The sequence below is a fragment of the Pseudoscardovia suis genome, from assembly GCF_002797875.1.
GTDB lineage: Bacteria > Actinomycetota > Actinomycetes > Actinomycetales > Bifidobacteriaceae > Pseudoscardovia > Pseudoscardovia suis.
In genome coordinates this window covers 42,334-68,149 of record NZ_PGFC01000004.1, presented here as the reverse complement: position 1 = coordinate 68,149, position 25,816 = coordinate 42,334, and the positions used below count along the sequence as shown (strand labels likewise).

Annotated in this window: 22 protein-coding genes and 1 tRNA gene; 13 read left to right on the top strand and 10 right to left on the bottom strand. The window is 62.2% G+C overall.

Annotation, left to right across the window (positions count from 1 at the left end; translation table 11 throughout):
* Positions 1-185 precede the first annotated feature (185 nt).
* Positions 186-262: transfer RNA gene (locus CLV65_RS05740), tRNA-Pro, on the top strand.
* Positions 263-451: 189 nt separating this feature from the next.
* Here CLV65_RS05740 and CLV65_RS05735 read toward each other — a convergent pair.
* Positions 452-1,066: a hypothetical protein gene (locus tag CLV65_RS05735; protein WP_144441889.1), complete on the bottom strand. Its 615-nt coding sequence runs from the start codon at positions 1,064-1,066 to the stop codon at positions 452-454.
* A 391-nt stretch (positions 1,067-1,457) separates the two neighbouring features.
* Between CLV65_RS05735 and CLV65_RS05730 the strand changes: the two genes are divergently transcribed.
* On the top strand, positions 1,458-2,456 hold the full coding sequence (locus tag CLV65_RS05730) for an AEC family transporter (protein WP_094691470.1): 999 nt from the start codon (positions 1,458-1,460) through the stop codon (positions 2,454-2,456).
* 120 nt (positions 2,457-2,576) lie between these two features.
* Here the strand turns inward: CLV65_RS05730 and CLV65_RS05725 are convergent, their stop codons facing one another.
* The 4 genes from CLV65_RS05725 to rph form a co-directional block, all read right to left on the bottom strand.
* Positions 2,577-3,851, bottom strand: a complete 1,275-nt coding sequence (locus tag CLV65_RS05725) for an aminoacyltransferase (RefSeq protein WP_094691419.1) — start codon at positions 3,849-3,851, stop codon at positions 2,577-2,579.
* 77 nt (positions 3,852-3,928) lie between these two features.
* Positions 3,929-5,194 (bottom strand): aminoacyltransferase, encoded by a 1,266-nt coding sequence (locus CLV65_RS05720; RefSeq protein WP_100346281.1) that lies wholly within the window; start codon positions 5,192-5,194, stop codon positions 3,929-3,931.
* 188 nt (positions 5,195-5,382) lie between these two features.
* Positions 5,383-6,057: a non-canonical purine NTP pyrophosphatase gene (locus CLV65_RS05715; protein WP_094691575.1), complete on the bottom strand. Its 675-nt coding sequence runs from the start codon at positions 6,055-6,057 to the stop codon at positions 5,383-5,385.
* A 40-nt stretch (positions 6,058-6,097) separates the two neighbouring features.
* The gene (gene rph, locus CLV65_RS05710; protein WP_275542121.1) at positions 6,098-6,832 is read right to left on the bottom strand and encodes a ribonuclease PH; all 735 of its coding nucleotides are present in this window, start codon (positions 6,830-6,832) and stop codon (positions 6,098-6,100) included.
* 509 nt (positions 6,833-7,341) lie between these two features.
* Between rph and CLV65_RS05705 the strand changes: the two genes are divergently transcribed.
* Together CLV65_RS05705 and CLV65_RS05700 are read left to right on the top strand one after the other, a co-directional pair.
* Positions 7,342-8,133: a Pr6Pr family membrane protein gene (locus CLV65_RS05705; protein ID WP_420848409.1), complete on the top strand. Its 792-nt coding sequence runs from the start codon at positions 7,342-7,344 to the stop codon at positions 8,131-8,133.
* A gap of 2,011 nt (positions 8,134-10,144) precedes the next feature.
* Entirely contained in the window at positions 10,145-11,488 is a 1,344-nt protein-coding gene (locus tag CLV65_RS05700) for a nicotinate phosphoribosyltransferase (protein WP_338065599.1), read from the top strand.
* A gap of 1,404 nt (positions 11,489-12,892) precedes the next feature.
* Here CLV65_RS05700 and CLV65_RS05695 read toward each other — a convergent pair.
* Positions 12,893-13,177, bottom strand: a complete 285-nt coding sequence (locus CLV65_RS05695) for a DUF3039 domain-containing protein (protein WP_211278429.1) — start codon at positions 13,175-13,177, stop codon at positions 12,893-12,895.
* A 206-nt stretch (positions 13,178-13,383) separates the two neighbouring features.
* On the opposite strand from CLV65_RS05695, the gene coaD reads away from it, so the two are divergent.
* The 9 genes from coaD (at position 13,384) to CLV65_RS05650 (ending at position 21,252) form a co-directional block, all read left to right on the top strand.
* On the top strand, positions 13,384-13,878 hold the full coding sequence (gene coaD / locus CLV65_RS05690) for a pantetheine-phosphate adenylyltransferase (RefSeq protein ID WP_094691558.1): 495 nt from the start codon (positions 13,384-13,386) through the stop codon (positions 13,876-13,878).
* Positions 13,879-14,526: 648 nt separating this feature from the next.
* On the top strand, positions 14,527-15,651 hold the full coding sequence (locus CLV65_RS05685) for a hypothetical protein (RefSeq protein WP_094691559.1): 1,125 nt from the start codon (positions 14,527-14,529) through the stop codon (positions 15,649-15,651).
* 205 nt (positions 15,652-15,856) lie between these two features.
* On the top strand, positions 15,857-16,465 hold the full coding sequence (locus CLV65_RS05680; protein WP_094691560.1) for a YceD family protein: 609 nt from the start codon (positions 15,857-15,859) through the stop codon (positions 16,463-16,465).
* Between the two features lie 119 nt (positions 16,466-16,584).
* A complete protein-coding gene (gene rpmF / locus CLV65_RS05675) occupies positions 16,585-16,779 on the top strand; it encodes a 50S ribosomal protein L32 (protein WP_094691561.1) in 195 nt (64 codons plus the stop codon).
* On the top strand, positions 16,769-16,984 hold the full coding sequence (locus CLV65_RS08865; protein WP_169713392.1) for a hypothetical protein: 216 nt from the start codon (positions 16,769-16,771) through the stop codon (positions 16,982-16,984). The genes rpmF and CLV65_RS08865 overlap by 11 nt, the downstream gene beginning before the upstream one ends.
* A gap of 27 nt (positions 16,985-17,011) precedes the next feature.
* Entirely contained in the window at positions 17,012-17,773 is a 762-nt protein-coding gene (rnc, locus tag CLV65_RS05665) for a ribonuclease III (RefSeq protein ID WP_094691562.1), read from the top strand.
* A gap of 467 nt (positions 17,774-18,240) precedes the next feature.
* A complete protein-coding gene (locus CLV65_RS05660) occupies positions 18,241-20,172 on the top strand; it encodes an acetolactate synthase large subunit (RefSeq protein WP_094691563.1) in 1,932 nt (643 codons plus the stop codon).
* Positions 20,173-20,223: 51 nt separating this feature from the next.
* Positions 20,224-20,778: an acetolactate synthase small subunit gene (gene ilvN, locus CLV65_RS05655; RefSeq protein WP_094691564.1), complete on the top strand. Its 555-nt coding sequence runs from the start codon at positions 20,224-20,226 to the stop codon at positions 20,776-20,778.
* Between the two features lie 249 nt (positions 20,779-21,027).
* Positions 21,028-21,252, top strand: a complete 225-nt coding sequence (locus CLV65_RS05650; protein ID WP_094691565.1) for a hypothetical protein — start codon at positions 21,028-21,030, stop codon at positions 21,250-21,252.
* A gap of 121 nt (positions 21,253-21,373) precedes the next feature.
* Here CLV65_RS05650 and CLV65_RS05645 read toward each other — a convergent pair whose 3' ends face one another.
* The 4 genes from CLV65_RS05645 to CLV65_RS05630 form a co-directional block, all read right to left on the bottom strand.
* A complete protein-coding gene (locus CLV65_RS05645; RefSeq protein ID WP_094691566.1) occupies positions 21,374-22,609 on the bottom strand; it encodes an iron-containing alcohol dehydrogenase family protein in 1,236 nt (411 codons plus the stop codon).
* Between the two features lie 394 nt (positions 22,610-23,003).
* A complete protein-coding gene (locus tag CLV65_RS05640; protein ID WP_094691567.1) occupies positions 23,004-23,468 on the bottom strand; it encodes a type IV pilin protein in 465 nt (154 codons plus the stop codon).
* Positions 23,469-23,939: 471 nt separating this feature from the next.
* Complete coding sequence (locus tag CLV65_RS09105) at positions 23,940-24,437, bottom strand: type II secretion system protein (RefSeq protein ID WP_094691568.1); 498 nt, start codon at positions 24,435-24,437, stop codon at positions 23,940-23,942.
* Between the two features lie 308 nt (positions 24,438-24,745).
* Positions 24,746-25,792, bottom strand: coding sequence for a class C sortase (locus CLV65_RS05630; protein WP_094691569.1), 1,047 nt, complete (start codon positions 25,790-25,792; stop codon positions 24,746-24,748).
* Positions 25,793-25,816 lie beyond the last annotated feature (24 nt).

Genomic DNA, 25,816 nt, shown 5'->3' with positions numbered 1-25,816 from the left:
CCTTATTCCTTGCAGAATCTTCATTTCACCTCGCTCTCTCCTGCCATCAAGCATACCGCCCCGTGAAAGTGAGTGAAGGGAGGCGCGCGGCGACACGCTTCGTGCCTGCCTGCCGCGTTTTCAGCAACCGATGACACTCCGATTTGCATTCTTGATGATTGCGTGTATCATGAATCGAGGTTTTACGGGCTGTAGCGCAGCTTGGTAGCGCGCTTCGTTCGGGACGAAGAGGCCGCGGGTTCAAATCCCGCCAGCCCGACCATTTCACAGGGTTTCGAGTTCACTCGAAGCCCTGTTTTTTATTCTTCTGTGTTTTTTATTCTTCTGTGCGCTTCCCCACCCCATTGGGAGGCGTGCCCATTGGGATCGAGATTACCCTGCGATTCGGGATTGCTTCGGGAATCGGGGTCTTGATGATTCGTGCTTGCCTTGGCAAACCGCCGCCCGCGAATCAGATGCCGTAGAGATGGTAGTGCAGGTCAATGTCGCAGTAATTGCTCACATACTGCACGCCACTGCTGCGAAAGATCACTGAGCCTTCGGTGTCGCGCGACGCGGCGGGAATATGGTCGGGGTTCGGCTCGCGCGTCACCGTGCCTGTGCGCGAATCATAGACATAGAAATGATCAAGGGCGTTTTTGTTCGTGCCGTAGATACGGTAATTCTGCACGGTCTCGGTCCCATCGGCGCCCCATGTGCGCCCGCCGCCGACCGTGCTGGGAGCAAGAGGCACGCCGTTTTTGTCCACCGTTGTGTTGGAGAGCGTGTAGCACAGCGACACGTCCGGCGACAAGGTCACCTCAACGTCCGAGGTGTCGGCGATGGCGTTCACGTGCTTGAAATCCGCCAGCACATAGGTGCGCTTGTAAGGCTTCGCGGATTTCGTGAAGCTGGGCGGCACATCCCCGCCGGATGCGGTGATGTAGGTGGTGATGGAGTTCTGCGCATGCTTGACATCCAGCTGCGCCACCACGTCCCACGCGGCGCGCTGCACGCCCATGAACACAGGCACGGAAATCGCCATCATGATGCATCCGACGACGACCGCCGCAATCAACTGCGCCACTGTGATACCGGATTCTCCGCGATGCCACATTCGCAAGGTGCGGTAGACACAGCGCATGAATCCCCTCCCAGAGGCATCCGGCGGCATGTTGCTTGCCGAGCGCAAACTCCCAGAAACTCCTTGGATCTCCAATAATTCCTCAGCGTTGATGCACTCGTTATGCCTACGGCTTCGAACTTCCGCGATTATCTTACATCACCGCGCCATCCACCACTTGCGCCGCGCATCACCGCGCCATACATCGGTCACCTGTGTATCCGGCACCTGTGCATCCGGCACCTGTTACGCAGCTCAGTTGCTTTCATGCAAACGGCAACAACGTAGACTGAGACTGGCCGGTACCTGCATGAACCGCTTGCCGCAATGCCTCAACATCACCGAAGGACCCTGCATGAACGCACTCATCACCCCGTTTTCGTTCCTGCTCATCATTCTCGCCGGCTATCTGTTCAAGCGCACCGGCTGGTTCCATGACCGCGATTACCGCATCATCCAACGGGCGGTGTTCACCATCACGATCCCTTGCGTAATCATCAACAGTTTCGCTTCAAGCCCCCACAGCACATCGCTGCTCATCATCACCGGCTTCTCGTTCCTGTGCAGCATCATTCCCCTCGTTATCATGTATGCGGTCACATGGCGTCGGCCGGTGGAGGAACGCGCCTTCCAGATGCTCAATGTGACGGGGTTCAACACCGGCAATTTCTGCATGCCGGTCACGCAGGCGTATTTCGGCCCCGCCGCGGTTGTGGACGCCATGATGTTCGATATAGGCAATTCCGCCGTGATATCCAGCTTCATGAACGTGTTCACCACGGGCACGCTGCACATCGACCCCACGAAACCGCTGAGCGACCAAGCTCACGCGAAAGGCGTCACCGTGCTCCCCTATACGCCGCCCACCGACCCGCAGGCGCGGCGGTTGCAACGGCGCGCCACGTTCAGGCGTTCGGTGAAAAGCCTGTTTCTTTCGGTGCCGTTCGACATCTATCTGGTCATGATTGCGCTGATGCTGGCGCATGTGAATCTGCCGCAATGGCTGGCGACGATCACGCAACCCGGCGCAAACGCAAACAGCTTCTGCTCCATGCTCATGGTGGGCATGCTCATGGAGATGCCGCACGACTGGCACGAGGTGCGCGAAGTCGGTTCGGTGATTGGTTGGCGCCTGGCGGTGGAGGTCGCCTGTGCTGCGGCGGCGTGGTTCCTGCTGCCCTTTGACGCGCAGACACGCAAAATCGTGATGATGCTGTGCATGTCGCCCAGCACGGTGTTCGGCACGATGTTCACCGACAAGGTGCTGGGCAATGCGCAGCTGGCTGGATTCACGCTGTCGGTCACCGCGGTGATTTCGCTTCTGTGCACGACCGCGATCTACATGCTGGTGTGAGCGAGCGAGTGCGGCAACGGCAACGAATGGACGCCGTTACTGAGCCGCCTCTGGCACCGCCACCGAGCTGCTGACACCGCCACTGATGCCGATGTCGAGACACCGCTACTGATGTCGCCGCTACCGCTTCAGCAGCTTGCGAAGACCCTGCATGAGGGCGAAGCGAACATGGCTGACCGGAAGGGTGAATTCACCGACGAGTTCTTCTACGTATCCATTGAAGCCCTGCTTGAACTCAAGCACCCCGCGGCCCTCGTCATCCGGATCGTCGAACACACCGGAAATGCCATAGAAGTTATAACGACCCACCCCACGCTCCACACACAGGTGCAGCATGGCCCAGTGCTGGATCAACGCCGACGCATAAAACGGCTTGTACCGCTCCACGCTCCCCGAAAACAGATACACCGTCTCGCGCGGATTCTCCACGAACAACGACGCCGCCGCCGGAAGCACGTCTCCGTCCCCCGCATATTCCGCAGCCTCGGCCAGACGCTTGCGCGCCGCCTCGAGGTTGCGGGTCTCCTCGCCCAGCTGACGCTCCGTCCTCGTGGTGGGATGCTGGGCCTGCTTGGCCTGCAGCGCCTCGACCTTCGCCTGCAGCGCATCACGCTTCGCCTCCATGTCGGCCACATACTCGGCCACATGGATCTCGGCCACCATGAAATGCGCCGCGCCGCCGAACGCCTCCTTGAACCGACGGAAATACCCCTCCCCCCGGTACTCGAAACCACGACGCTCGGCCGTCTGGCGCTCGATATCCGCGAACACGCCCAGCTCGCCCACGCCCAGCTCGCGCACATGCACGCCCATCGACGAGGCACGCTTCACACTCCACTGCGTGCGCTTGTCATACGACTTCAGCAACGCCTTCTCGTCCGAGACGCCGGACAGGTCCTTCACATACACCCAGCGGTTCACGATGCTGCCATAGCCGCGGTCGAAGCCGGCATGCCGCCATCCCAGACGCTTCATGTTGTCAATCGCCAGATCGTCGGCAGCACCGTCAGGCTCGCCGTCACTGGTGCGACGCATGTAGACCTGCCCCGGCCAGCAGCTGACGGACACGGCGTGATGCTTGCGCGCGGAGACCGTGATGGCGCGGGTCATGGCGGCAAGCAGCTCGGTATCATCCTCATCGCACAAAGGACCCACCCAGATGGAGCCTTCAAGGCCCAGATGCCCCTTGGTGTAAGCGATCATGCAGCCCGCCACGATGCTTCCATCGGCCGCCTTGCGCACGCCAACGAAGTCCACCGCCTTGACAGTGGGCTTCACGAGCGCAGCCATATTCGACGTCTGCTGGAAGTTGCCCTGCGGATGCCGCGCCGACAGCGCGTCAAGCTCAGCGCTGGTGATCTGCCCGATGAGATACGTCTTTTGCGCCTGTGCCATTGCCATTCCTATCTGCTATCTGCCTTCTGCTTGACCGGCCATCCGAGCGATTGGCCGCCTGACTGATTTGCCGCCTGTTAACGTCCAAGAATCCGATGCGCCGCGTTTTTCAACTTGAACACCACCGGACGGACCGGCAGCACGAACGAACCCGAGAGTTCTTCCACGTATCCGTTGAAGCCCTGCTTGAACTCAAGCACCCCGCGGCCCTCGTCATCGGGATCGTCGAACACACCGGAAATGCCATAGAAGTTATAACGACCCACCCCACGCTCCACACACAGGTGCAGCATGGCCCAGTGCTGGATCAACGCCGACGCATAAAACGGCTTGTACCGCTCCACGCTCCCCGAAAACAGATACACCGTCTCGCGCGGATTCTCCACGAACAACGACGCCGCCGCCGGAAGCACGTCTCCGTCCCCCGCATATTCCGCAGCCTCGGCCAGACGCTTGCGCGCCGCCTCGAGGTTGCGGGTCTCCTCGCCCAGCTGACGCTCCGTCCTCGTGGTGGGATGCTGGGCCTGCTTGGCCTGCAGCGCCTCGACCTTCGCCTGCAGCGCATCACGCTTCGCCTCCATGTCGGCCACATACTCGGCCACATGGATCTCGGCCACCATGAAATGCGCCGCGCCGCCGAACGCCTCCTTGAACCGACGGAAATACCCCTCCCCCCGGTACTCGAAACCACGACGCTCGGCCGTCTGGCGCTCGATATCCGCGAACACGCCCAGCTCGCCCACGCCCAGCTCGCGCACATGCACGCCCATCGACGAGGCACGCTTCACACTCCACTGCGTGCGCTTGTCATACGACTTCAGCAACGCCTTCTCGTCCGAGATACCGGACAGGTCCTTCACGTAGCGCCACCTCGGAACGGCCGTATATCCCACGGTGAAGCCCTCATGCTCGAATCCGCAAGCCTTGAGCGTATCCACGATGTAATCGGCAGGCTCACCCTGCTCGCCCTCGATCAGGCTGCCGTCCGAATTGCGCAGACGATACGGCGCCTCCGGAGTGATGCTCAGCTGCGCCGCGCCTTTGGCCTTTGCATGGCGCCTCAAGGCGTTCATGAAGCATTCGACCACCTCGCGGTCGCGCCAGTCGCACAACGGGCCGTCATGCACTTCGCTGAACGTTGAGAACCTGCTGCGATGCGTTTCGAACAGCGCCGCCGCCACAATCGTGCCGCTCTCCCGCACACCGAGATATTCCACTTCGATTCCATCCATGGTGCGCAGACGCCCCATGGCAGACGTCTGCTGGAAATTCGACTGCGGGTGCTTCGATGAAAACGCGTCAAATTCTTGTGGAGTCAGTGTGACAAATTCAAAATCTCGCATACTGTCAATTCCTCTGCCTGATCATTTCTCCGCTGCATCGAAGCACCCATAAGCACCCAGGACATCCTTCCAGCGCAAAGTCTGCGCCGGCAGTGTGCGACGAAGCCCGAAAACGGCATAATCCGTCCCGGCTCAATATACTACGTGCCCCCGGGGGCACAACGCCACGCGGCGCGGTGCGGCAATAATCAGTGCAGCAGCAGTTCTTCAATGATCGGCACCATCGCGCGGATGGCACGGCCACGGTGGGAAATCGCGTTTTTCTCAGCCGCCGTCATATCCGCCGAGGTCAGCACTTGCGACGCATCGGACTGCGGAACCTCAGCGCCGGCCTGCGTGCGCACAGGCTGCTCATCCGGCACGAACAGCGGATCATAGCCGAAACCATTGGTGCCATGCGGCTCGTGCAACAGGTGGCCGGGCATCACGCCCTGCACGGTGCGTTCCTCGTAGCCGCCGTCGGGAAGCGGCACCACCAGCGCCATGCAGCACACGAAGCGCGCGCCGCGATGCTCGTCGGGAATGTCCGCCATCTGGGCCAACAGCAAACGGTTGTTCGCCGCATCATCGCCATGCGTGCCCGCCCAACGCGCCGACAGTATGCCCGGCGCATTGCCCATCACGTCAACAATCAGGCCGGAGTCATCGGCGAGCGCCGCCTGGCCTGTGCGACGTGCCACGTCGCGCGCCTTGATGAGGGCGTTTTCCTCGAAGGTCACGCCGTCCTCCACGGGGTCCGGGAGTCCCAGCGAGCCTGCGGTGACGATGTCGAAACGCTCGGCTTCCGCTCCGAGGCGCTGCGACAGCACGGCGCGAATTTCTTTGAGCTTGCCTTCGTTGTGTGTTGCAACGATCAGGCGGATCGGGGCGGCTGCCGTTGCCTCCTGTGAGGAACCGATGGTCTCAGTCATTGTCCAATGCCTCCTTCTGAATGCGCTGCAGCTCGCGGTTGCCCTTTTCGGCAAGGTCAAGCAGCGTGTTGAGCTCGGCGCGGCTGTATGGCTTGCCTTCAGCAGTGCCTTGGATTTCAACGAAATTGCCGGAACCGGTCATCGCCACGTTCATGTCGGTCATGGCGCGGGAATCCTCGGGGTATGGCAGATCAAGCATCGGCACCCCGTCGATAATCCCCACGGAAATGGCGGACACCTGATCAAGCAACACCTGGCTGTTGGCGCGGATGAGCTTGTGCTTCTTCGCCCACGCCACGGCGTCCGCGAGCGCTACCCATGCGCCGGTGATGGAGGCGGTGCGGGTGCCACCGTCGGCCTGGAGCACGTCGCAATCAATCTGGATCTGGTTTTCGCCCAGCGCCTTCATGTCCACGACGCCTCGCAGGCAGCGCCCGATGAGACGGCTGATTTCGTGCGTGCGCCCGCCGATCTTGCCCTTGACGGATTCGCGGTCAGTGCGTTCCGCCGTGGCGCGCGGCAGCATCGCGTATTCCGCCGTCACCCAGCCGAGACCGGAATCGCGGCGCCAGCGCGGCACGCCCTCGGTGAACGTGGCGGTGCACATGACGCGCGTGTTGCCGCTGCAGATGAGCACGGAACCTTCGGGAACGTCCGTCCAATGGCGCTGGATTGTGACCGGGCGGATCTGATCCACTGTGCGTCCGTCGCCGCGGATGATTTTCACGCCGCCGGCACTTGCCGGAGATTGCGCCTGTGATGACTGAGCCGACTGAGTTCGTGTGCTGTCTGCCACGTTTCCTCCATGCTTGTTCAATGATTGCTGAGATTCACCGATTCCGAATGGGACGAATTCTCGCACCTTCAATCCGGCCATCCTCATATCCGCTCTCATCGTAATACACACCATGCAGACGCCCAGCGGCACAGCGGTGGCCGCCGTCCTCTGCGTAGTCTATGCGTTGTTAATCCAGGCGGTGTCGCGACCGCGAGGGATGCGGGCACACACCACCGCACCCAGATTCGGTTCTCGCACCGTATAGAACGGGATTTTTCGCCGTTGTTGTTGCCCCCATATTCGGCTCGCGCCCACTCGCCGAAGAAAGAAGTTACACACCCCAGAGCCGCTACCCCCCAGATTCGACTCTCACACGTGACAGAAGCACAGGGTGCAGAGCATAGACGGACATGAATCTGGCGGGCATGCGTCTGGCAAGCATATTAAAGTGCGGCACCATGAAAACTGCACAATCCGAAACCGCGCAACTCAAGCCTGCACAACCTGAAAACGCGCAACCTGAAAACGCGCAACCCAAATCTGCGCAACCTGAATCTGCACAACCCGTGCGATATGTAGCCGGCGTTTACCGCCTTGTCATTGCGTTCTTCTGCATCGCGGGCACGAGCGAAACGTGGACGTTCCATAAACCCGCGAATTTCGTGTATTTCACACACCAGACGAACATACTGCTCGGCATCGTGATGCTGTGGGCGGCCATCGCGTCGTTCCGCGGCAGCAAGCAGCCGCCCGCATGGCTCAAGGGCATGCTCACGCTCAACATACTCATCACCGGACTCGTGGCGGGGTTCATCCTGCCTCCGACCGACCCGGCGACGTTCGTGTATCTGCCGTTCCTGCCTGGCATTCCGCTGGTGCGCATGCTGCATGTGATCGCTCCCATCATGGCAGCGATTGACTTCCTGGTGTTCGACGAACACCGCCGCTACAAGTGGTCGTATGCGTTCTGGTGGTTGCTGTACTTCCCCGTGTATCTGGCGTTCGTGCTTGTCCGCGCGCAGATCTGGCCGAATTCCGGACCTGAGGCCGGCGGCAACCCCTACCCTTACGGTTTCGTCAACCTCAAGGAACTCGGCTGGGCTGGGCTCGGCATGAACATCGTGATCTACATGGCGGCGTTCTGCGTGGCCGGACTGCTGCTGTGCCTCATCGACCATGTGCTGCCGCGCCGCACGCCCCTCACCGGTTGCGTGCCCAGCGATCACAGCGATCCCACTAAGCAGAACTAGTCCTGATCATGGCGGTGGGTAGGGCGCTGGTGGTGCTGATGGTGCTGGGGCGCTCCACCCACCACCGAGGGAGCACCGCAGCGCACCCTCGGACGCAGTTAACCCACCGACAGCCACACCAACACCACCCAACCTCCGCCGAGGGCGCACCAGCACGCACCCTCGGACGCAGTTAGCCCACCGGCAGCTGTCCTCACAAAGACAATCACCGCCGAGGGCACACCAGCGCGCATCCTCGGCGCCAATTACCCCAGCCACGACACCCCAGGCGGAAGCAACCGCCACCCAAAGTGCAATCCCGCGCACCCTCAACGCAGATTGTCCCCGCCTAGCAGCCCCCAACACCACCCAACCACCGCCGAGGGCGCACCATCATGCGCCCTCGGCGCCAATTACCCCCAGCCACGACACCCCAGGCGGGAACAACCGCCACCCAAGGTGCAATCCCATGCACCCTCGGCGCAGTTAGCCCGCCGACAGCCGCCCTAGACAAGGGCAACCATCACCCGAGGAGCACCACAGTGCCCCCTCGACGCAGATTGCCCCACTGACAGCCACCCCAACACCACCCAACCACCACCGAGGGAGCAGCGCCGCACACCCTCGGGCTCAATTAGCCCACCGGCAGCTGCCCCAACACCACCCAACCACCGCTGAGGGCGCACCACAGTGCACCCTCGGGCTCAATTACCCCGCCGGCAGCACCCACAGACAGAGGCAACCGCCACCCAGGGCGCAACCCCATGCACCCTCGGCGCAGTTAGCCCATTGACAACCGCCCCAGGAAAAAGCAACCGTCACCAAGGGAGCGCCACAGCGCATCCTCGAGGCAATTAGCCCCGCCCACAACAGCCACAGGCAAGGCCAACCACCACCGAAGGAGCAGCATCACGCACCTCGAGAGCAGTTAGCCCGCTGACAGCCGCCCCAACACTACCCAACCGCCACCGAGGGAGCGTCACAGTGCACCCTCGACGCCGATTACCCCCAATCACGACACCCAAGGCAGGAGCAACCACCGCCCAAGGTGCAATCCCATGCACCCTCGGCGCAGTTAGCCCATTGACATCCGCCCTAAGAAAAAGCAACCGCCGCCGAGGGAGCAACACAGCGCACACTCAACGCAATTCACCCCGCCCAAGACCGCAACTCGCAGGGCAACCGCCACCCATCTGCCACCGAGGGCGCATCAGCGCACGCCCTCGACAGCAGTTACCCCACCAAGCAGCAGCCCAACACCGCCCAACCGACACCGAGGGAGCAGCACAGTACACCCTCGGCGCCAATCACCCCCAGCCACGACACCTCAGGCGGAAGCAACCACCGCCCAAGGCGCAACCCCGCGCACCCTCGACGCAGATTGCCCCGCTGACAGCCGCCCCAACACTACCCAACCGCCACCGAGGGAGCGTCACAGTGCACCCTCGACGCCGATTACCCCCAATCACGACACCTCAAGCAGGAGCAACCGCCACCGAGGGCGCAATCCCACGCACCCTCAACCCCAATCACCCTGCCCACAGCGACCCCAAGCACAGGCAACCACCACCCAAGGCGCACCAGCGCGCACCCTCGAAAGCAGTTAGCCCACCGGCAGCTGCCCCAGACAAGGGCAACCGCCACCCAAGGCGCAATCCCGCGCACCCTCGACGCAGATTGCCCGCCGGCAGCTGCCCCAGCACCACCCAACCGCCGCCGAGGGAGCAGCACAGTGCGCCATCGAAAGCAGTTGCGCAGCCCGGGGTGCAAGTCATCGCGAAAAATCTGGGGCGAAAAACCGCGCCACGACCTAGAATGAGACCAACCCGGCATGACCATGGACCTCCGCGGCGACGCAACCGCGGCGCAACCCGGCACCGCCCACGCCGCGCGCCCCGTTGCCCCGACCGCCCGCGCCAAGGCCACGGCGCGACCACGGCAAAACGCGACGCAACCGCGGCTGGGCAGACCCGGCCACCGGCCACCGGCCACGGACCACCCATCAAGAAGCACAGAAAGCAGGCAGTTGCACATGACGATGGACTATTTCGATTTCAGCCCCGCAATGATGACCGACATGTATGAATACACGATGCTCGACGCCGCGCTTCACGACGGCACCGCATCGCGCAACTGCGTGTTCGAGGTCTTCACCCGCCACCTGCCGCTGCGCCGCCGCTATGGAGTGGTCGCCGGCTTGGGGCGCATCCTCGAATATCTCAAGGATTTCAAGCCAAACGAGTCCGACCTGCAATACATGCACGACAACCACATCGTCTCGGACGATTGCATCAACTGGCTGCGCAACTACAAATTCCACGGTTCCATCTGGGCGTACCGCGAGGGCGAGATGTTCTTCCCCAACTCCCCGATCCTTCAGGTGGAGGGCACGTTCGGCGAGTGCGTGCTGCTGGAGACGCTGCTGCTTTCCGTGCTCAACTATGATTCCGCCATCGCCACCGCCGCGAGCCGCATCACGTCCGCCGCCGGAAACCGTCCGTGCATGGACATGGGCGGACGCCGCATCCACGAGTGGGCGGCCATCGCAGCTTCGCGCGCCGCGATCGTGGGCGGATTCGCGGGCACGGCAAACCTCGCCGCCGCGAAGAAGTACGGCCTCAAGTGCATCGGCACCGCGGCGCACTGCTTCACGCTTGTGCACGACACCGAACGCGACGCTTTCGTCAGCCAGATCAACACGCTGGGCAAGGGAACCACGGTGCTCACCGACACGTACAACATCGAGGACGCCATCCGCACCGCCGTGGAGGTTGCCGGCCCGCAGCTGGGCGGCATCCGCATTGATTCCGGCGATCTGGCGACGATGGCGCAGCGAGCGCGCAAGCAGCTGGATTCGCTGGGCGCCACGCGCACCACGATCACGGTGACGAACGACCTGGACGAGTATTCCATCGCCGCGCTGGCGACCGCACCCGTGGATTCCTACGGCGTGGGCACGCGCCTCGTGACCGGCTCCGGCTGCGCCACCTGCAACATGGTGTACAAGCTGGTGGAGCGCGAGAATGGCGCCGGACAGATGGCGCCGGTGGCGAAGAAGTCCTTCGGCAAGGCGACGACCGGGTGGCGCAAGCGCGCGCTGCGTTCCTACCAGTACGGTCTGGCGCAAGGCGAGCTGGTGCTGGCGGGCAGCCAGAAGGCGCTTGACTCGTGGAAGGCGCCCGCTGAGTATGGCGACACCAAGGATCTGCTCATCTGCGCCGTGGATCATGGCGATGTGGATGAGTCCCTGATGACGCGCGATGCGCTGTTCGCCGCGCGCGACTACCACAAGGCCGAGCTGGCGGAGCTGCCTATCAGCGCGCTGTCGCTCTCGGAAGGCGATCCGGCGATCAACACCGAGACGCTGAACATCTAGTCAGCGATGGTTTGCGCCCCAGGCTGCGTAACTGCTCTCGAGGGTGCGCTGGGTTGCCCCCTCGGGCGTGGTTGACTCTGCCCGTGGGTGCTGTTGGTGGGGTAACTGCCACCGAGGGTGCATGGGATTGTGCCCTCGGTGGCAGTTGCCTTTGTTGAGGGCAGCTGCCGGTGGGCTAATTGCGTCCGAGGGGGCGCGCTGATGCGCCCTGGGCGGTGGTTGGGCTGCGTTGGGGGCTGCTAGGCGGGGCAATCTGCGCCGAGGGTGCACGCCGGTGCACCTTGGGTGATGGTTGTGTTGCCAGTTGGGGCTGCCGGGCCTGGTAATCAGCGTCGAGGGTGCACTGGGGTGCTCCCTCGAGAGCGGTTGCCTCTGCCTGTGGGTGCTGTTGGCAGGCTAACTGCGTCCGAAGGTGCGCGATGATGCGCCTTCGGTGGCAGATGGGTGGCGGTTGCCCTGCGGGTTGCGGTCTTGGGCGGGGTGGTTTTTCGCCGAGGGTGCGCTGCGTTGCGCCCTAGACGGCGGTTGGGCTGCGTTGGGGAATTGCAGGCGAAACAATCTGCGCCGAGGGTACACGCCGGTGCTCCTTGGGCGGCGGTTGTGTTGCCGGTTGGGGCTGCCGGGCCTGGTAACTGGCGCCGAGAGTGCACTGAGTTGTTCCCTCGGTGGCGGTTACCTCTGCCTGTAGGTGCTGTTGGCAGGCTAACTGCGTCCGAGGGTGCGCGGCGCTGCTCCTTCGGTGGTGGTTGGCCCTGTTTGGGATCGCTGTAGGTAGGGTGATTAGCACCCAGGGTGCATGGGATTGCACTCTGGGTGGTGGTTACCTCTGTCTGTGGATGCTGCTGGCGGGCTAATTGAGTCCGAGGGTGTGCGATGCTGCGCCTTCGGTGGCAGATGGGTGATGGTTGCCACTGCGGGTTGCGGTCGTGGCTGGGGTGATTGGGGGTCGAGGGTGCACGCTGGTGCTCCCTCGGCGGTGGTTGGGTGGTGTTGGGGGCTGCTAGGCGGGGACAATCTGCGTCGGGGGCGCACACTGGTGCGCCTTGGGCGGTGGTTGTGTTGCTGGTTGGGGGCTGCTGGGCTTGGTAATCAGCGTCGAGGGTGCACTGCGGTGCACTCTCGGCGGCGGTTGCCTCTGCCTGTGGGTGCTGTTGGCAGGCTAATTGCGTCCGAGGGTGTGCTGTGGTGCGCCCTCGGCGGTGGTTGGGTGGTGTTGGGGAATTGCAGGCGGGGCAAAAGGATGCCAAGCCCGGGGATGCAGGCGTTTCGGCAACGCGCCACTTCAATGAAGCATCACCTCGGCCCGCAGCACTTCAACAAGGCTCAGCCTCGGCATGCACCGCTCGGCCCGCACCGCTTCAACAAGGCGCCACCTCGGCTAACGCCGCTCGGCCTCGCGCTGTCTCAGTTCCCCATGTCCCGCATCTGTTCGTAGATGCGCTGGCACTCGGGGCATACCGGGTACTTGCTCGCGTCGTGCTTGGGCACCCACACCTTGCCGCACAACGCCACCACGGGACGCCCCGTCAGGCGGGATTCAAGTACTTTGTCCTTGGCGACGTAGTGCGCATAGCGATCGGAATCACCGTCATCGGTGCTGTGCTTGATCTTGGTCTCGGTGTCAGGGCGCTCCAAGGTGGCGGTGCTGCCACCATCAGAATGAGCCGGGGCGGATGCGTCGTCGGTCATAGCCACATCGCTGCCGACAATCGACGTGTTGCCGGCAGATGGTAAATACAAGGAATCTGCTGTCATGCTCCCATGATATGCCGTCCGCCTTGTAACAGCTAGCAATTTCACACCCGTGCATTCCGCTACGCTGCCACCGGCGCCCGCCACCAGCGCCCGCCGCCGGCGCGAGGCAGGCGTTGGAGGCACCGAGTAGGCTGGTGGGCATGACAATCGCCGTTTGCCCCGGATCCTATGACCCCGTTACCTCTGGCCACCTTGACGTCATCGAACGTTGCACGAAGCTCTTCGACCACGTGCATGTTGTGGTGGCGGTCAACGGCGCCAAGCGCCCCCTGTTCTCCGAAGAGGAACGCACCGCGATGCTGCGGCGCGCACTCGACGACGACGGTTTCACGAACGTCATCGTCTCCAGCTGGACCGGCCTCATCACCGAATACTGCACGAAGGTCGGCGCCACGGTGCTCGTCAAGGGCCTGCGCCAAAACGGCGATTATGAAGCGGAGCTGGGCATGGCGCTCGTCAACCGCAAGCTCAGCGGCGTGGAGACGATGTTCCTGCCCGCCGATCCGCTCAAGGAGCACATCTCCAGCTCGATCGTGAAGGATGTGGCGCGGCACGGCGGCGATGTGACCGGCATGGTGCCCGATTCGGTGATTCCGCTGCTGACGCGCGCGGTGGAGATTGACGGCATGGCGTGAATTGACAGCACCTGGTGAACCAGCGCAAGACGTAAACAACGCCGCGTGAAAGGTACCGCGCGCGCGGTACCGCGCGAATGGCACCGCGTGAAAGGTACCGCGCGAATGGCACCGCGCGTGCGGCATCGCGTGAATTGACAGCATGATGTGACAACGCCGCATGAATGACACCGCGCGTGCGGCATCGCGTGAATTGGCAGCATGATATGGCAGCACCGCATGTATGGACAGCACCGCGCGAATTGACGGTATGGCGTGAGCTGACGGCATGACGTGAATTGGCAGCATGATGTGGAAACACCGCGTGAATGGACTGCATCGCGTGACGGAACCTTCCACGTGTTGCCAGCGCACGGCACACCCCGCGCGACCCGCATTACGCCATGCGACACAAACGTCCGGAATCACACTGCATAGACCGCACGAGGCGCAATAATAGAGACAGCAGAAAGCCGCACGCACAAAATGCCATGGCAGGCAACCGCCACAACGAACCGCTGCACCAAGCCGCTGCACCAAGCCGCCGCATCGATCTGCTGCAACGAACCGTTGCAACAAACCGTTGCACCAAACCGTTGCACCAAGCCGCCGCACCATGGCACGTTCGCGTGAACCAACGACCCATAGGAACCAAGTAAGGAGCCGCGCATGAGCGACGCGATTGACGACAGCGACACCGCCGCTGCCGCACAGGCTGACAGCAGCAAGTCCAGCAGTGAACGTGCGGAAGGCACGCGCGCCCACGGCAATGCCCCGGTGCAGGAATCCGATACCGCCGACGGTTCCCGCAACGATTCCCACGCGGCGACCGATGACGTCGAGACCGAGGCGTTTGCGCTCGCCCCTTCCACCGGTCCGCAGGATGTGCTGGATTCCTACACCGCCCCCGACGATGATGGCGCTGACATGGAATTCGATGGCGATGCCAACGACGGTGCCGGCAGCGAGGACGCATCCGCCGCGGATTCCAGCGATTCCGAATCCGACGATGCAGACGACGGCGCGACCGACGCTGAAGGTGGCGATGTCTCGGGCGCGACACGACGCGACGACAGCTCCCGCAAGCGCATCCATCTGACCGATTACGCGGCGGCGGACGGCGAGTCCCGCCCTCGCGCGTCGTCCTACAGCGTCGATTCCGACGATCCGGACGATTATCTGGATGATGATTCCGCGAATCCTTCAGACCCGACGGAATCCGAAGAATACCGCTCGATGCGCAATCAATTCAGCACCGCCTTCGATTTGATCGATTCTCTCATCGACGAGGTGAACGCCGCACCGGGCGGGCTGTTCAACCACGACCAGGCCCGCATCAACCGCACGAACCTCGTGGACGAGCTGACGAACCTCAAGAAACTGCTGCCCGTGCAGCTCTCACACGCCTCGAACCTCATGCGTCAGGCCAATTACCGCCTTGACGATGCACAGACCGAGGCGAATTCCATCGTGTCGGACGCCCGGGCGAAAGCCGCGAAAATCATCAGCGCCGCCGAGGAGCGCGCTGAGTTCCTCGCAGGCCAAGAAAACGTGGTGGCGATTGCGAACGACAAGGCGAGCGCCATCATGAGCGCGGCGCAAAAGAAGGCCGACAAGCTCACCATCGGCGCCGACGAATACTGCGAGAACGTCATGGGCGAGCTTTCTCAGCAACTGCAACACATTTCGGCAAGCGTGAACGAAGGCGTCCGTGTGATTGGCGAGCGTAAGGCCGCGGCACAACGCGATCTTGAGGCGTTGAACGCGCAGCTCGCCGACGACGACCAGCAGTGACGCGAAGCGGGTGCCGCGCTGCGCAGGCACGGCCCCGCACATGCAGGCGGTGCGCAACATCACCCGCGTATGTCACCATCAGCCGCGCGACACCACGACGCGACGACACTGCAACACAACAACACAACGACACGGCGAACAGACAAGACAGACGACGCGACAAACAGACGATTGCGCCAGGCGCAATCAGAAAGTTGAGGACATCATGGCACAGCATCCCACCGAATCCCCGTGGGCCATTCAGGTGGCGCAAGTGGGCAGGCGCCCTGGATTGACGCAGGACGTTGACGTCGTGATGCCCGCCCCCACCGGCATCGGCGACGATTTCTTCGGCATCCAGCAGGATTCCGATGTGCATGTGACAGGTCGCATTGACTCTTTGGCGGAAGGGCTGCTGATCAGCGGCACCGCGACGGCATCCGTCACCGGTTCGTGCGGCAGGTGCCTCAAGCGCATCGACCAGGATTGGCCGGTGCAGTTCACCGCGTACTTCCCCTATGAGGCGCCTGAAGACAAGCCTTTCGGCGATGAAGACATCGACGCCGAGGAGGATGAGGGCGACGACACCTACCCCCTGGCGGAGAACGGCACGATCATGGACTTGGAGCTGCTGCTGCGCGATTATTTCGTGGAATCGCTGCCCGCGCAGCCGTTGTGCAAGCCCGATTGCCTGGGGCTGTGCCCCGAATGCGGCGTGGATCTCAACGAAAATCCCGATCATTCGCACGAGAAGCATGACATTCGCTGGGCGGATCTGGAAGCGCTCAAGAAGCAGCTGGAGGAGCGCAACGACACGGATGGCAGCGCAGACTGAGGCAACAGACGGTTTGCACGCATAGCGTGAGCGCACCCACCACGCGAAGTGGCAAATTGTGGAATATGTGGTATACTCCATAAGGCTTAAGCTCCAACAATTCGAATTGAGGAAAGACTATGGCACTGCCTAAGTACAAGATGTCGCGTGCGAACACGCATACGCGTCGTTCCACCTGGAAGGCTACCGCTACCGCAACGGTGGCATGCCCGAGCTGCGGAGCCCCGAAGCTCCCCCACACCGCTTGCCCGAACTGCGGCGCTTACCGCGGCCGCAACTATCCGGCAGCTGTGGATTCTCGCCTTGCCGAGTAGCAACGATCAAAAGCCCTGCCATCGACGGGTGGCGGGGCTTTTCTTTTATTCCGCCGTCGGCCCCATCCCCGCCGTCGGCCCCATCCCCGCCGTCGGCCCCATCCCCGCCGTCGGCCCCATCCCCGCCGCCGGCGTTACCCCCATCGTCGGCCCCATTCCTACCGCCGTCCCCGCCCCATCGTCGGCGCGCGCAGACATCCGGTGAAACAACAGAGCATTACAGGAGAGCGAAATGGCTTATCACAAGATTTCTGACAACATCATGGTGGAACTGCCGCCGGCTACGCACGAGCTCTTCCGCGAGCTGGGAAACACCATCAGCCCGGACCTGCTCGTCACGGCGCTGACGCACCGGTCATTCGCCAACGAAAACCCCGGAGTGCATAATTACGAACGCCTGGAGTTCCTCGGCGACGCCGTGCTGGAACTCGTGGTGACCGAAACGCTGTTCAAGCGCCATCCTGACTTCTCCGAAGGGCAGATGGCGAAGATTCGCGCGGCGGCGGTATCCGAGGAGGCGCTGTCGGCGATTGCCCGCGATCGCCTGCACATCCAGCCGTTCATTCTGCTGGGGCATGGCGAGATGGATGGCGGCGGCGCCAACAAGCCGTCAATTCAATGCGACATCGTGGAGTCCCTCATCGGCGCCGTGTTCGTGGAACATGGCATTGACGGGGCGAGGTCCACCGTGCACCGTCTCATCGACGAGACGCTTGACAAAACCGCGCACAGCGGCCCGGCACTCGACTGGAAGACGTCCATCACCGTGAAGGCGCACGAAATGAAGCTCGGTGAAGTGACGTACCGCATGGAGGTCTCCGGACCGCAGGAGAAGCCGGTGTTCACCGCGCATGCCTTCATCGGGAACGATTCCAAGCCAATCGCCACCGCAACCGGCCCCACGAAGCGCAAGGCGCAGCTGGCGGCGGCGGAAATCGGCTGGAAGAGGCTTGACGAGCGCGAGCATCCGAAGAAGGATTCCGATATCGACTGACGCGGCTGGTGGCGCCCGCATGACGCAGCCAGCTGGCGCCCGCCCACAGCAGCCAGCTGGCACCTGTGCACAGCAGCCGGACGCTTGCACGCGGCAGGCATGCCACACGCTAAGATGTTCAGTACGACGCCCAGCCAGAAGCCGGGCACAAGACTATCCGCGCATACGCCAGGTACACGAAGGTGGCGCATGGCGCGGCAACGGTCGGCGTGATGCGTAGTGCGCATCGTGCGCCATACAGGCGCCGTGCATTGCACAGCACGTTGGGAAAGCGTCTGCACGCCCGACGACATTGCATGGCATGACGCCATGCGATGAGCTGCAGACCCTGAGAGCAAGCACAGAAGCACCTTGCGCCGCACGCCGAAGCGACATCCGCGCGCGATGAACGCTCAAGTTTCAGCGTTTTCATTGCCTGCGGGCATTGCACCGGCGGGGCACGCATACAAGCCATCTGAGAGGACAACATGGCTAAGCCCACTCCATTGCAGGCATTTAACGGGGTCCCGAAGGGAACCGATAAAACGAACAACGCCGGAAGCGACACGAAGTCCGCAGGCGAAAAGATGACCGGCGCCCAGGCGCTGGTCCGCGCGTTGGAGGATCTGGGTGTCAAGGATGTCTTCGGCATCCCGGGCGGCGCCATTCTGCCGGTGTATGACGCCATCAAGGCCGACACGAAGTTCCGCTTCGTGCTCGCCCGTCACGAACAGGCTGCGGGCCATGCGGCAGAAGGCTATGCCGTGGCGACGGGCCGCTGCGGCGTGTGCATCGTCACGTCCGGCCCTGCGGCGACGAACCTTGTGACTGCCTTGGCGGATGCGAACATGGATTCCATCCCGATGGTGGCGATCACCGGCCAGGTGGGCGTCAATGCCATCGGCACCGACGCATTCCAGGAAGCCGACACCGTGGGCATCACGTATCCGGTGACGAAGCACTCCTATCTTGTCACCGACGCGAAGGATGTGCCGCGCGTGGTCGCCGAGGCGTATTACATCGCCACAACCGGCCGCCCCGGCCCCGTCCTCATCGACCTGACGAAGACCGCGCAAACCGGCGAGATGGAATACACCTGGCCGCAGAAGCTCCTGCTCCCCGGTTACACGCCGACGACGAAAGCCCACGGCCGTATGCTCGAAAATGCTGCGAAGCTCATCACGCAGTCGTTCCGCCCCGTGTTGTATGTGGGCGGCGGCGCAATGCGCTCCCACGCTTCGGCGCAGGTCAAGGCCCTCGCTGACCTCATGAACGCACCGGTGGTGACCACCCTCAACGCTCGCGGCATCATCCCCGATTCCGACCCCAAGTGCCTCGGCATGCTCGGCATGCACGGCACAATCGCCGCAACCGGCGCTGTGCAGCGCTGCGACTTGCTCATCGCCGTCGGCGCCCGCTTCGACGACCGCGTGACCGGCAAGCTGGCAAGCTTCGCCCCAACCGCGCGCGTGATCCACATCGACATCGACCCTGCCGAAATCGGCAAGAACCGCGCCGTGGACGTGCCGATTGTGGGAGATGTCGCCACAGTGCTCGACGACCTGATCCCCGTGCTGCGCGACGAACAGGTGAAGAGCGGCACGCATGACCTCGCCCCGTGGTGGAAGGCGCTCAACGACCTGCGCGCCAACTACCCCACCACCTACGACCGCCCCGAAGACCAGCCCACGGATGGCACGCTGTCGCCCCAGTGGGTTGTCTCCCAGCTGAGCGCCGCCGCCGACCCCGACACGATCTGGGTGTCCGGCGTGGGCCAGCATCAGATGTGGGCAAGCCAGCTCGTGGACTTCGAGAAGCCGAATTCGTGGATTTCCTCCGGCGGTTCCGGCACGATGGGCTATGGCCTGCCGGCAGCCTTGGGAGCCGAGGTCGGCTCGCAGCGCGACTTCGACGGCAAGAAGCCCGTGTGGCTCATCGACGGCGACGGCAGCTTCCAGATGACCAGCGAAGAGCTCGCTGCCTCCACGCTCGACGGAGTGCCGATCAAAATCGCGATTCTCAACAATTCCGTCTACGGCATGGTGCGCCAGTGGCAGACGCTGTTCTACGACAAGCATTATTCCGCCACGATCTTGCACGACGGCGAACCGGATGCAGACGATACGCCGGGCGAATCCGGATTCGTGAACATCCCTGATTTCGTCAAGCTCGCCGAAGCCTACGGCTGCCTCGGCCTGCGCGCGACCACCAAGGAAGAAGCGCTCGCCGCCATCAAGAAGGCCAACGAGACCAACGATCGCACCGTGCTCATCGACTTCCGCGTGTGGCAGGATGCCATGGTGTGGCCGATGGTGCCCGCCGGCGCTTCCAACGACACGGTGGCGTACCGCAAGGGCGTGCATCCGCTCGACAACTCCCAGCAGGCCGATGATGCGAAGCTCTCGGCCGAGGGATTCTGAGTCAGGGCCGATTCGGGCTTTTGGATTAGTGAATTTGAGGAGAATTTGACAATGGCTACATATCCCGCATCGCAACCCGGCGCTCAGCGTCACACGCTGTCCGTGCTCGTAGAGAACCGTCCTGGCGTGCTTGCCCGCGTTTCCGGCCTGTTCGCACGTCGCTCGTTCAACATTGATTCGCTCACCGTGTCTCCCACCGAGCGCAAGGACATCTCGCGCATCACGGTGACCGCGCACGTGGACCAGGCGCCGCTTGAGCAGATCATCAAGCAGCTCAACAAGCTGCTGCATGTGCTCAAAATCGTAGAGCTTGACCCCACCACCACCGTGGAGCGCGAGCTGGTGCTCATCAAGGTGAGCGCGAACGCTCAGAACCGCTCCGACGTGCTGGAGCTTGTGCGCATGTTCCGCGCGCACGTGGTTGATGTGAACACCGAGACGCTCACCATTGAATCGACCGGCTCGCAAGACAAGATCGATGCGCTCATGAACCTGCTCGAGCACTACGGCGTGGTGGAACTGGTGCGTTCCGGTGCCGTTGCCGTGACGCGCGGCCCGAAGGCGCTGAGTGAAAAGGTGATTGGCTCCGAGATCACGCAGCGCTAACAACCGACAGCGCTCACAGCACAAGAAGTGCCGCCGAAAACCTCTGCAGATCGCAGTTATGCAGCAATCTGCAGAGGTTTTTCATTATTGTTGTTATTGGCACCGTTATTAGTTTGGCGGATATTCGATTGGCAACGTATCTGTATAGGCTTCCTCCACATCGATGGTGGAATACAGATTAGAATGAGCAATCACCATACTCGTTCAGCCTGTTCAACTATGCTTGCCACAAACAGAAGGGGGAATCGCATGCTTCCAGAAGAACTGACGTCAGATGATCAAACCAAGGTCAAGGCATATCTTGCGCGTCTTACGCATTACGGCCTGCTTTCGGACGTGAGCGCCTACGACCAGCTCACGATGGAGGAAGTCGCCCAGCTTGCGAAGGCACTGCGCGACAATGATCCCGATGTGCTGGATCCGATGAATCTCGCCGCCAAGCTCAACGCGCGCCTGCAAAACCAACAGCACTGACACGCTAAAACTGACGGCCACATAAATGCAAAGCCGCTCGCCAACAGCACCATGACCTGTTGGCGAGCGGTATAGAGACCGACTGGGATTGTGCAACTGTGTGCGCTACTTGGTGTGTGCGTTACTGGGCGAGGCCTTGTGCCAGGCCAGCGGTCACGTCAGTGGCGGTGTCGGCAGGCTCGGATTCCAGCGGAACGCCATTGCTGATTTCAGCAAGCTTCTCGTCGATGGCAGCGGCACGCTCATCAACGCGCTTGATGCAATCAATCACCCTGGCCTCGTCGATATCAGGCACAGCTTGCCTGAAGAATGACTCGGAGCCGCCCGCGACTTCCGCCACTTTGGCAAGGTTCTGCGGCGTGGGCTCGGCGCCCACTTCGGCGAATGTGCAGGGCAAGCCGATCTTGCGATATGTGGGGACGAGCCTGTCGAACTCCGCCCACTCGCTTTGCGCCGCAAGCTGCACGAGAATGCCATACGCGACTTTCTGCCCATGCGTGGAGACTTGTGTCTCGGGGCATGCAGTCAACCCGTTGTGCACGGCGTGTGCACCGGAGACGCGGCCATTCTTGCCGGCGAATCCGCCCACGCATGATGCCACGTGCACGATTACATCCACCATGTGCCCCAGCACTTCGTCAGACACACCACGGCGCACAGATTCAATGGCTTCATCGCCTTCACGCACCAGATAGTCGCGCGTCACCTTGGCTGCCATGAGGCCCAGGGTGTCGGCGGGCTCGGGATTCGTCAAATGCCTCTGGATGCCTTCAGCTTCATACCACTTGGCGAGTGTGTCGCCAATGCCGCCGACCAAGTAGCGTTCGGGCGCCGCCGCAATGATCAAAGGATCGGCGATGACGAGCTCCGCTCCATGCCGCAGCGGTATGCCGGCGATGCGCTTGCCGTTCTCGTCATACACGATGATGACTGATGATGATGCGGCGCATGTAGCGGCAATCGTGGGCACGGTGATGAGGGGAAGGTTCGTGTTGTGATGCACGCCCTTGGCGGTGTCGCACAGGCGCCCGCCGCCCACGGCGACAATCACGTCGGCTTCTTCATCGAGCACCTTCTCGGTGAGTTCGTCCATGTTGCGGAACGTCACCGAACCGTCATAACGGAGCACTGGCACATCCGACCCCACGGTGCCGCCGGCTTTCTCGAACGCCTCCCATGAGCGCTCACCGGTGATCACGACAGGCTTGCGGTAATCCTGTGCAACGTACTCCCCCACCTTCTTGGCGGCACCATTGAATCGAACATATCGGTGTGCTCCGGGGCGCACATCCATCACGGTCTGAGTGTCAGACGCGTCCGATGCTGCGGCGATGCCTGACGTGTCATGTGTGCTCATAGATTCTCCTTGATTCCATGGAACTTCAAGCCTCGAACACTGCAGACCGCCATCGGTCTGTCTCCATTGGTTCCAGACTTGCCTTATTCACATCGTATCAAGAAATTTTGCAAAATGGCTGAATCCACTCTGATTCAGCCTGAAAACGATTCACTCTGACAACGCGTTTACGCAATTGGATAATTGTTGGGGCGCACAGTCGCTGCGTATGCCTCGCACATACCTCGAACATCTGTCGTATGAATGTTCAGTGGGCAGCAGCGCCGGAATATGAGAAGGGGGTGTGCGGCTGTTTGCCGCACACCCCCTGGGGATGGGAACCGTGATTGCAAGCCCTACGCCGAGGACCCGCTCACACGCCCGCCATCATGACAGAACCGCCACTCCCACAGGCTCAGGCCGTAGGAATGCCATCAGAGACCTGCACCGAGGAGTTCGTCGCGGAGTCGTAGGTATACGTCTTCGTGCCATTCTCATGATGGCCCGAAATCGTGTACGTCGTGCCGTTCGGGGTCACGCTGAGCGTCACGCCCGGAGAGCAGGTGATCGTCTGGTCACCAAAGGTGGCGTTGCCACCCGTCGTGCCACCGGTGCACTGCACTGCCTTTCCCGCCGTCAATCCGGTAAGGCCCGCCAGGGTGCCGTTGTTGTTGGTCATCGCGGTCTCGATCTGCACCTGGGCGTTCTTCACGTCCTGCTCGGCGTTCGAATTCCAAGCGGACCTGCGCTGGTTCAGATAGATCGGCACGGACACAGCCGCCAGGATGCCGATGATGATGACCACCACAAGCAGCTCCACCAGCGTGAAGCCCTTCTCACCCTTCTGGCGACGAGCCAGCGCACGAGAAACCATGTTCATAATTGCCTCTTCCCCGGCGGAAAACCGCCGCCTATACTGCGAAACGTACCACCCGCGGGAAGCCGACAACGGCAAACCCAGGACGGACGAAACGCTGATATCCCTCGATATCCCTTTTCGGAAAACCCCTTATGGAGCCCTCCACCAACCGGACAAACGCTGTCTGGTTGCGATTCCTTTCTCGGAACCTGACTCATACAATACCCGAATGTGAAGGAATTGCAAAAACCAAAACCTTCACAAAACCACCACAATTGATGAAAAACCGCGCCACAACACACGACACGCCGAACAACACCAACCTCGAACACCCCAACGAACACACCCACCAGCACACAAACGAACACCCCCACGACCACCTAGGCAACACGCGCCCCACGAAAAAAGCGCGTCTGTATGGCCCCACAGCCATGCAGACGCGCTCATGCACCGCACCTCACGACAGCGCAACTACCGACAGCGCAACTACGCCTAGAAAGGCTTCTTATTGATGCCGTCCGTGGATTGGAGGGCGGACGAATTTACGGAATCGTAGTAATACGTCTTTGTGCCCTGCTTGTGCCAACCGCGAATGGTATAGGACGTATACACGGTTTCGCCGGCAGGCGTTTCAGCGGGCCTGACAACCACGATCACGCCCGGGGAGCATGTCACGACTAGTTTGTCTGACCCCTCGCTATCCGATGCCAAGCCCCCCTTCTTGTCGCCGTCGCACTTCCACTCGTCTGACCCTGACGTCTCAGGCAGCGTGCCATTGTTTTCCACCATCCAGTTTTCCACTGCGATCTGCGCGTTCTTCACGTCCTGCTCGGCGTTCGAATTCCACGCGGACTTGCGCTGGTTCAGATAGATCGGCACGGACACAGCCGCCAGGATGCCGATGATGATGACCACCACAAGCAGCTCCACCAGCGTGAAGCCCTTCTCACCCTTCTGGCGACGAGCCAGCGCACGAGAAACCATGTTCATAATTGCCTCTTCCCATATTTTGGTTGCGTTGGCAGGTAGCCAATGTAACCGCTCTCTCCGCTTTCGAGCCTCCGCTCGAAGATTCCACCGCCCTATGGTATAGCCTGCGCTTCATTGCATGCCTAGCCACAGCCTGATCCGCGGAATCCCCTGACATACATTGTCAGAAACCACGTGTCACTACCAACAATAGCCGAACACAACAGAATTGCCGAACGCGCTGGCACTGCGCAGCCCAATCACCGGCCGCCCTGCCACCGGCCGCGGCACCCTGCCACCGGTCATGTTGCCGCCCGCGCGCCACGCCTCTATTGCGCGGCGTGGCGCCGTGGCATCCACCGCGAGCGCCGACGTTCCGCCATGAACGCCAGCACCGTGCACGCCGCCAGCACCGCCCACAAGACGTGCAGCTCGCGACGCGCATCCGCCACTGCGGAGGGCTCCGGCGCATCCGCCGGGTAGGGCACGCGATGGCCCGAGACAAGCAGACGGTGGGTATTGACACCATAGGGGGTGCAGGTCATCAGCGTCAGGCGATCCTGCCCGGGCACGATACGCAGGCGTGAGGAATCCGTGGGGTCGATGACGTCGATGGAATCCACCTCGTATGCCAGCGTGCGGTCCATCACGGTGATGTACAGGTAGTCGCCAATCTCGATCTCGTTGAGGCGCGTGAACATCTGCGCCGTTGCAAGCCCGCGATGGCCGGTAATCACGGCATGTGTAGAGGGGCCGCCGACCGGCAGCGACGTGCCGTAGAGATGCCCCGCCCCCGATGCGAGCGCCGCGTCCGACGTGCCATGGTAAATGGGCAGCTCCACGCTGATCTTGGGCACGCGCACTGTGCCCATCACGCCGCCGGAACCTGCCAATTGGGATTCGTAATCCGCCGCCGAGGAATCAGCGCCGCTGGCACCGGCATCCCCGCCAGCACCGGCACCGCCGACATCCGCCGACCGCCCGTCCGATGTGGTGAACGGATCGGCGCCCTCGCCCAGCTGCGGCTGGCCGGATTGGGCAAGCCGAGCATTGTAATCGCGCGCAGCAGCCAGCACCTGATCCACTTTGTCAGCCGGCCACGATGCCACATCCTGCTCGGAACTCACCGCCACGGATTGCAAGCGCCGCGCGGACTGCAATTGCACCACCGTGGGATACAACCCCACGGTCAGCGCCGCCACCGCCAACAGCACAATCACCGTCTTGAGCACACGCAGCTGCCGCATGATGGTGCGCCGTCGCATGCAAGCGGCGCGGAGCCGGAGGACCTCGTCGAAAGGCACCGCTATGAAAGCAGTGACCTCAGAAGAAGTCCCCGTTGGCTCCGCGCCGCTTGTGTTGTGCTGATGCATCATCTGTGTTGCGCTCGGTATTGCGCT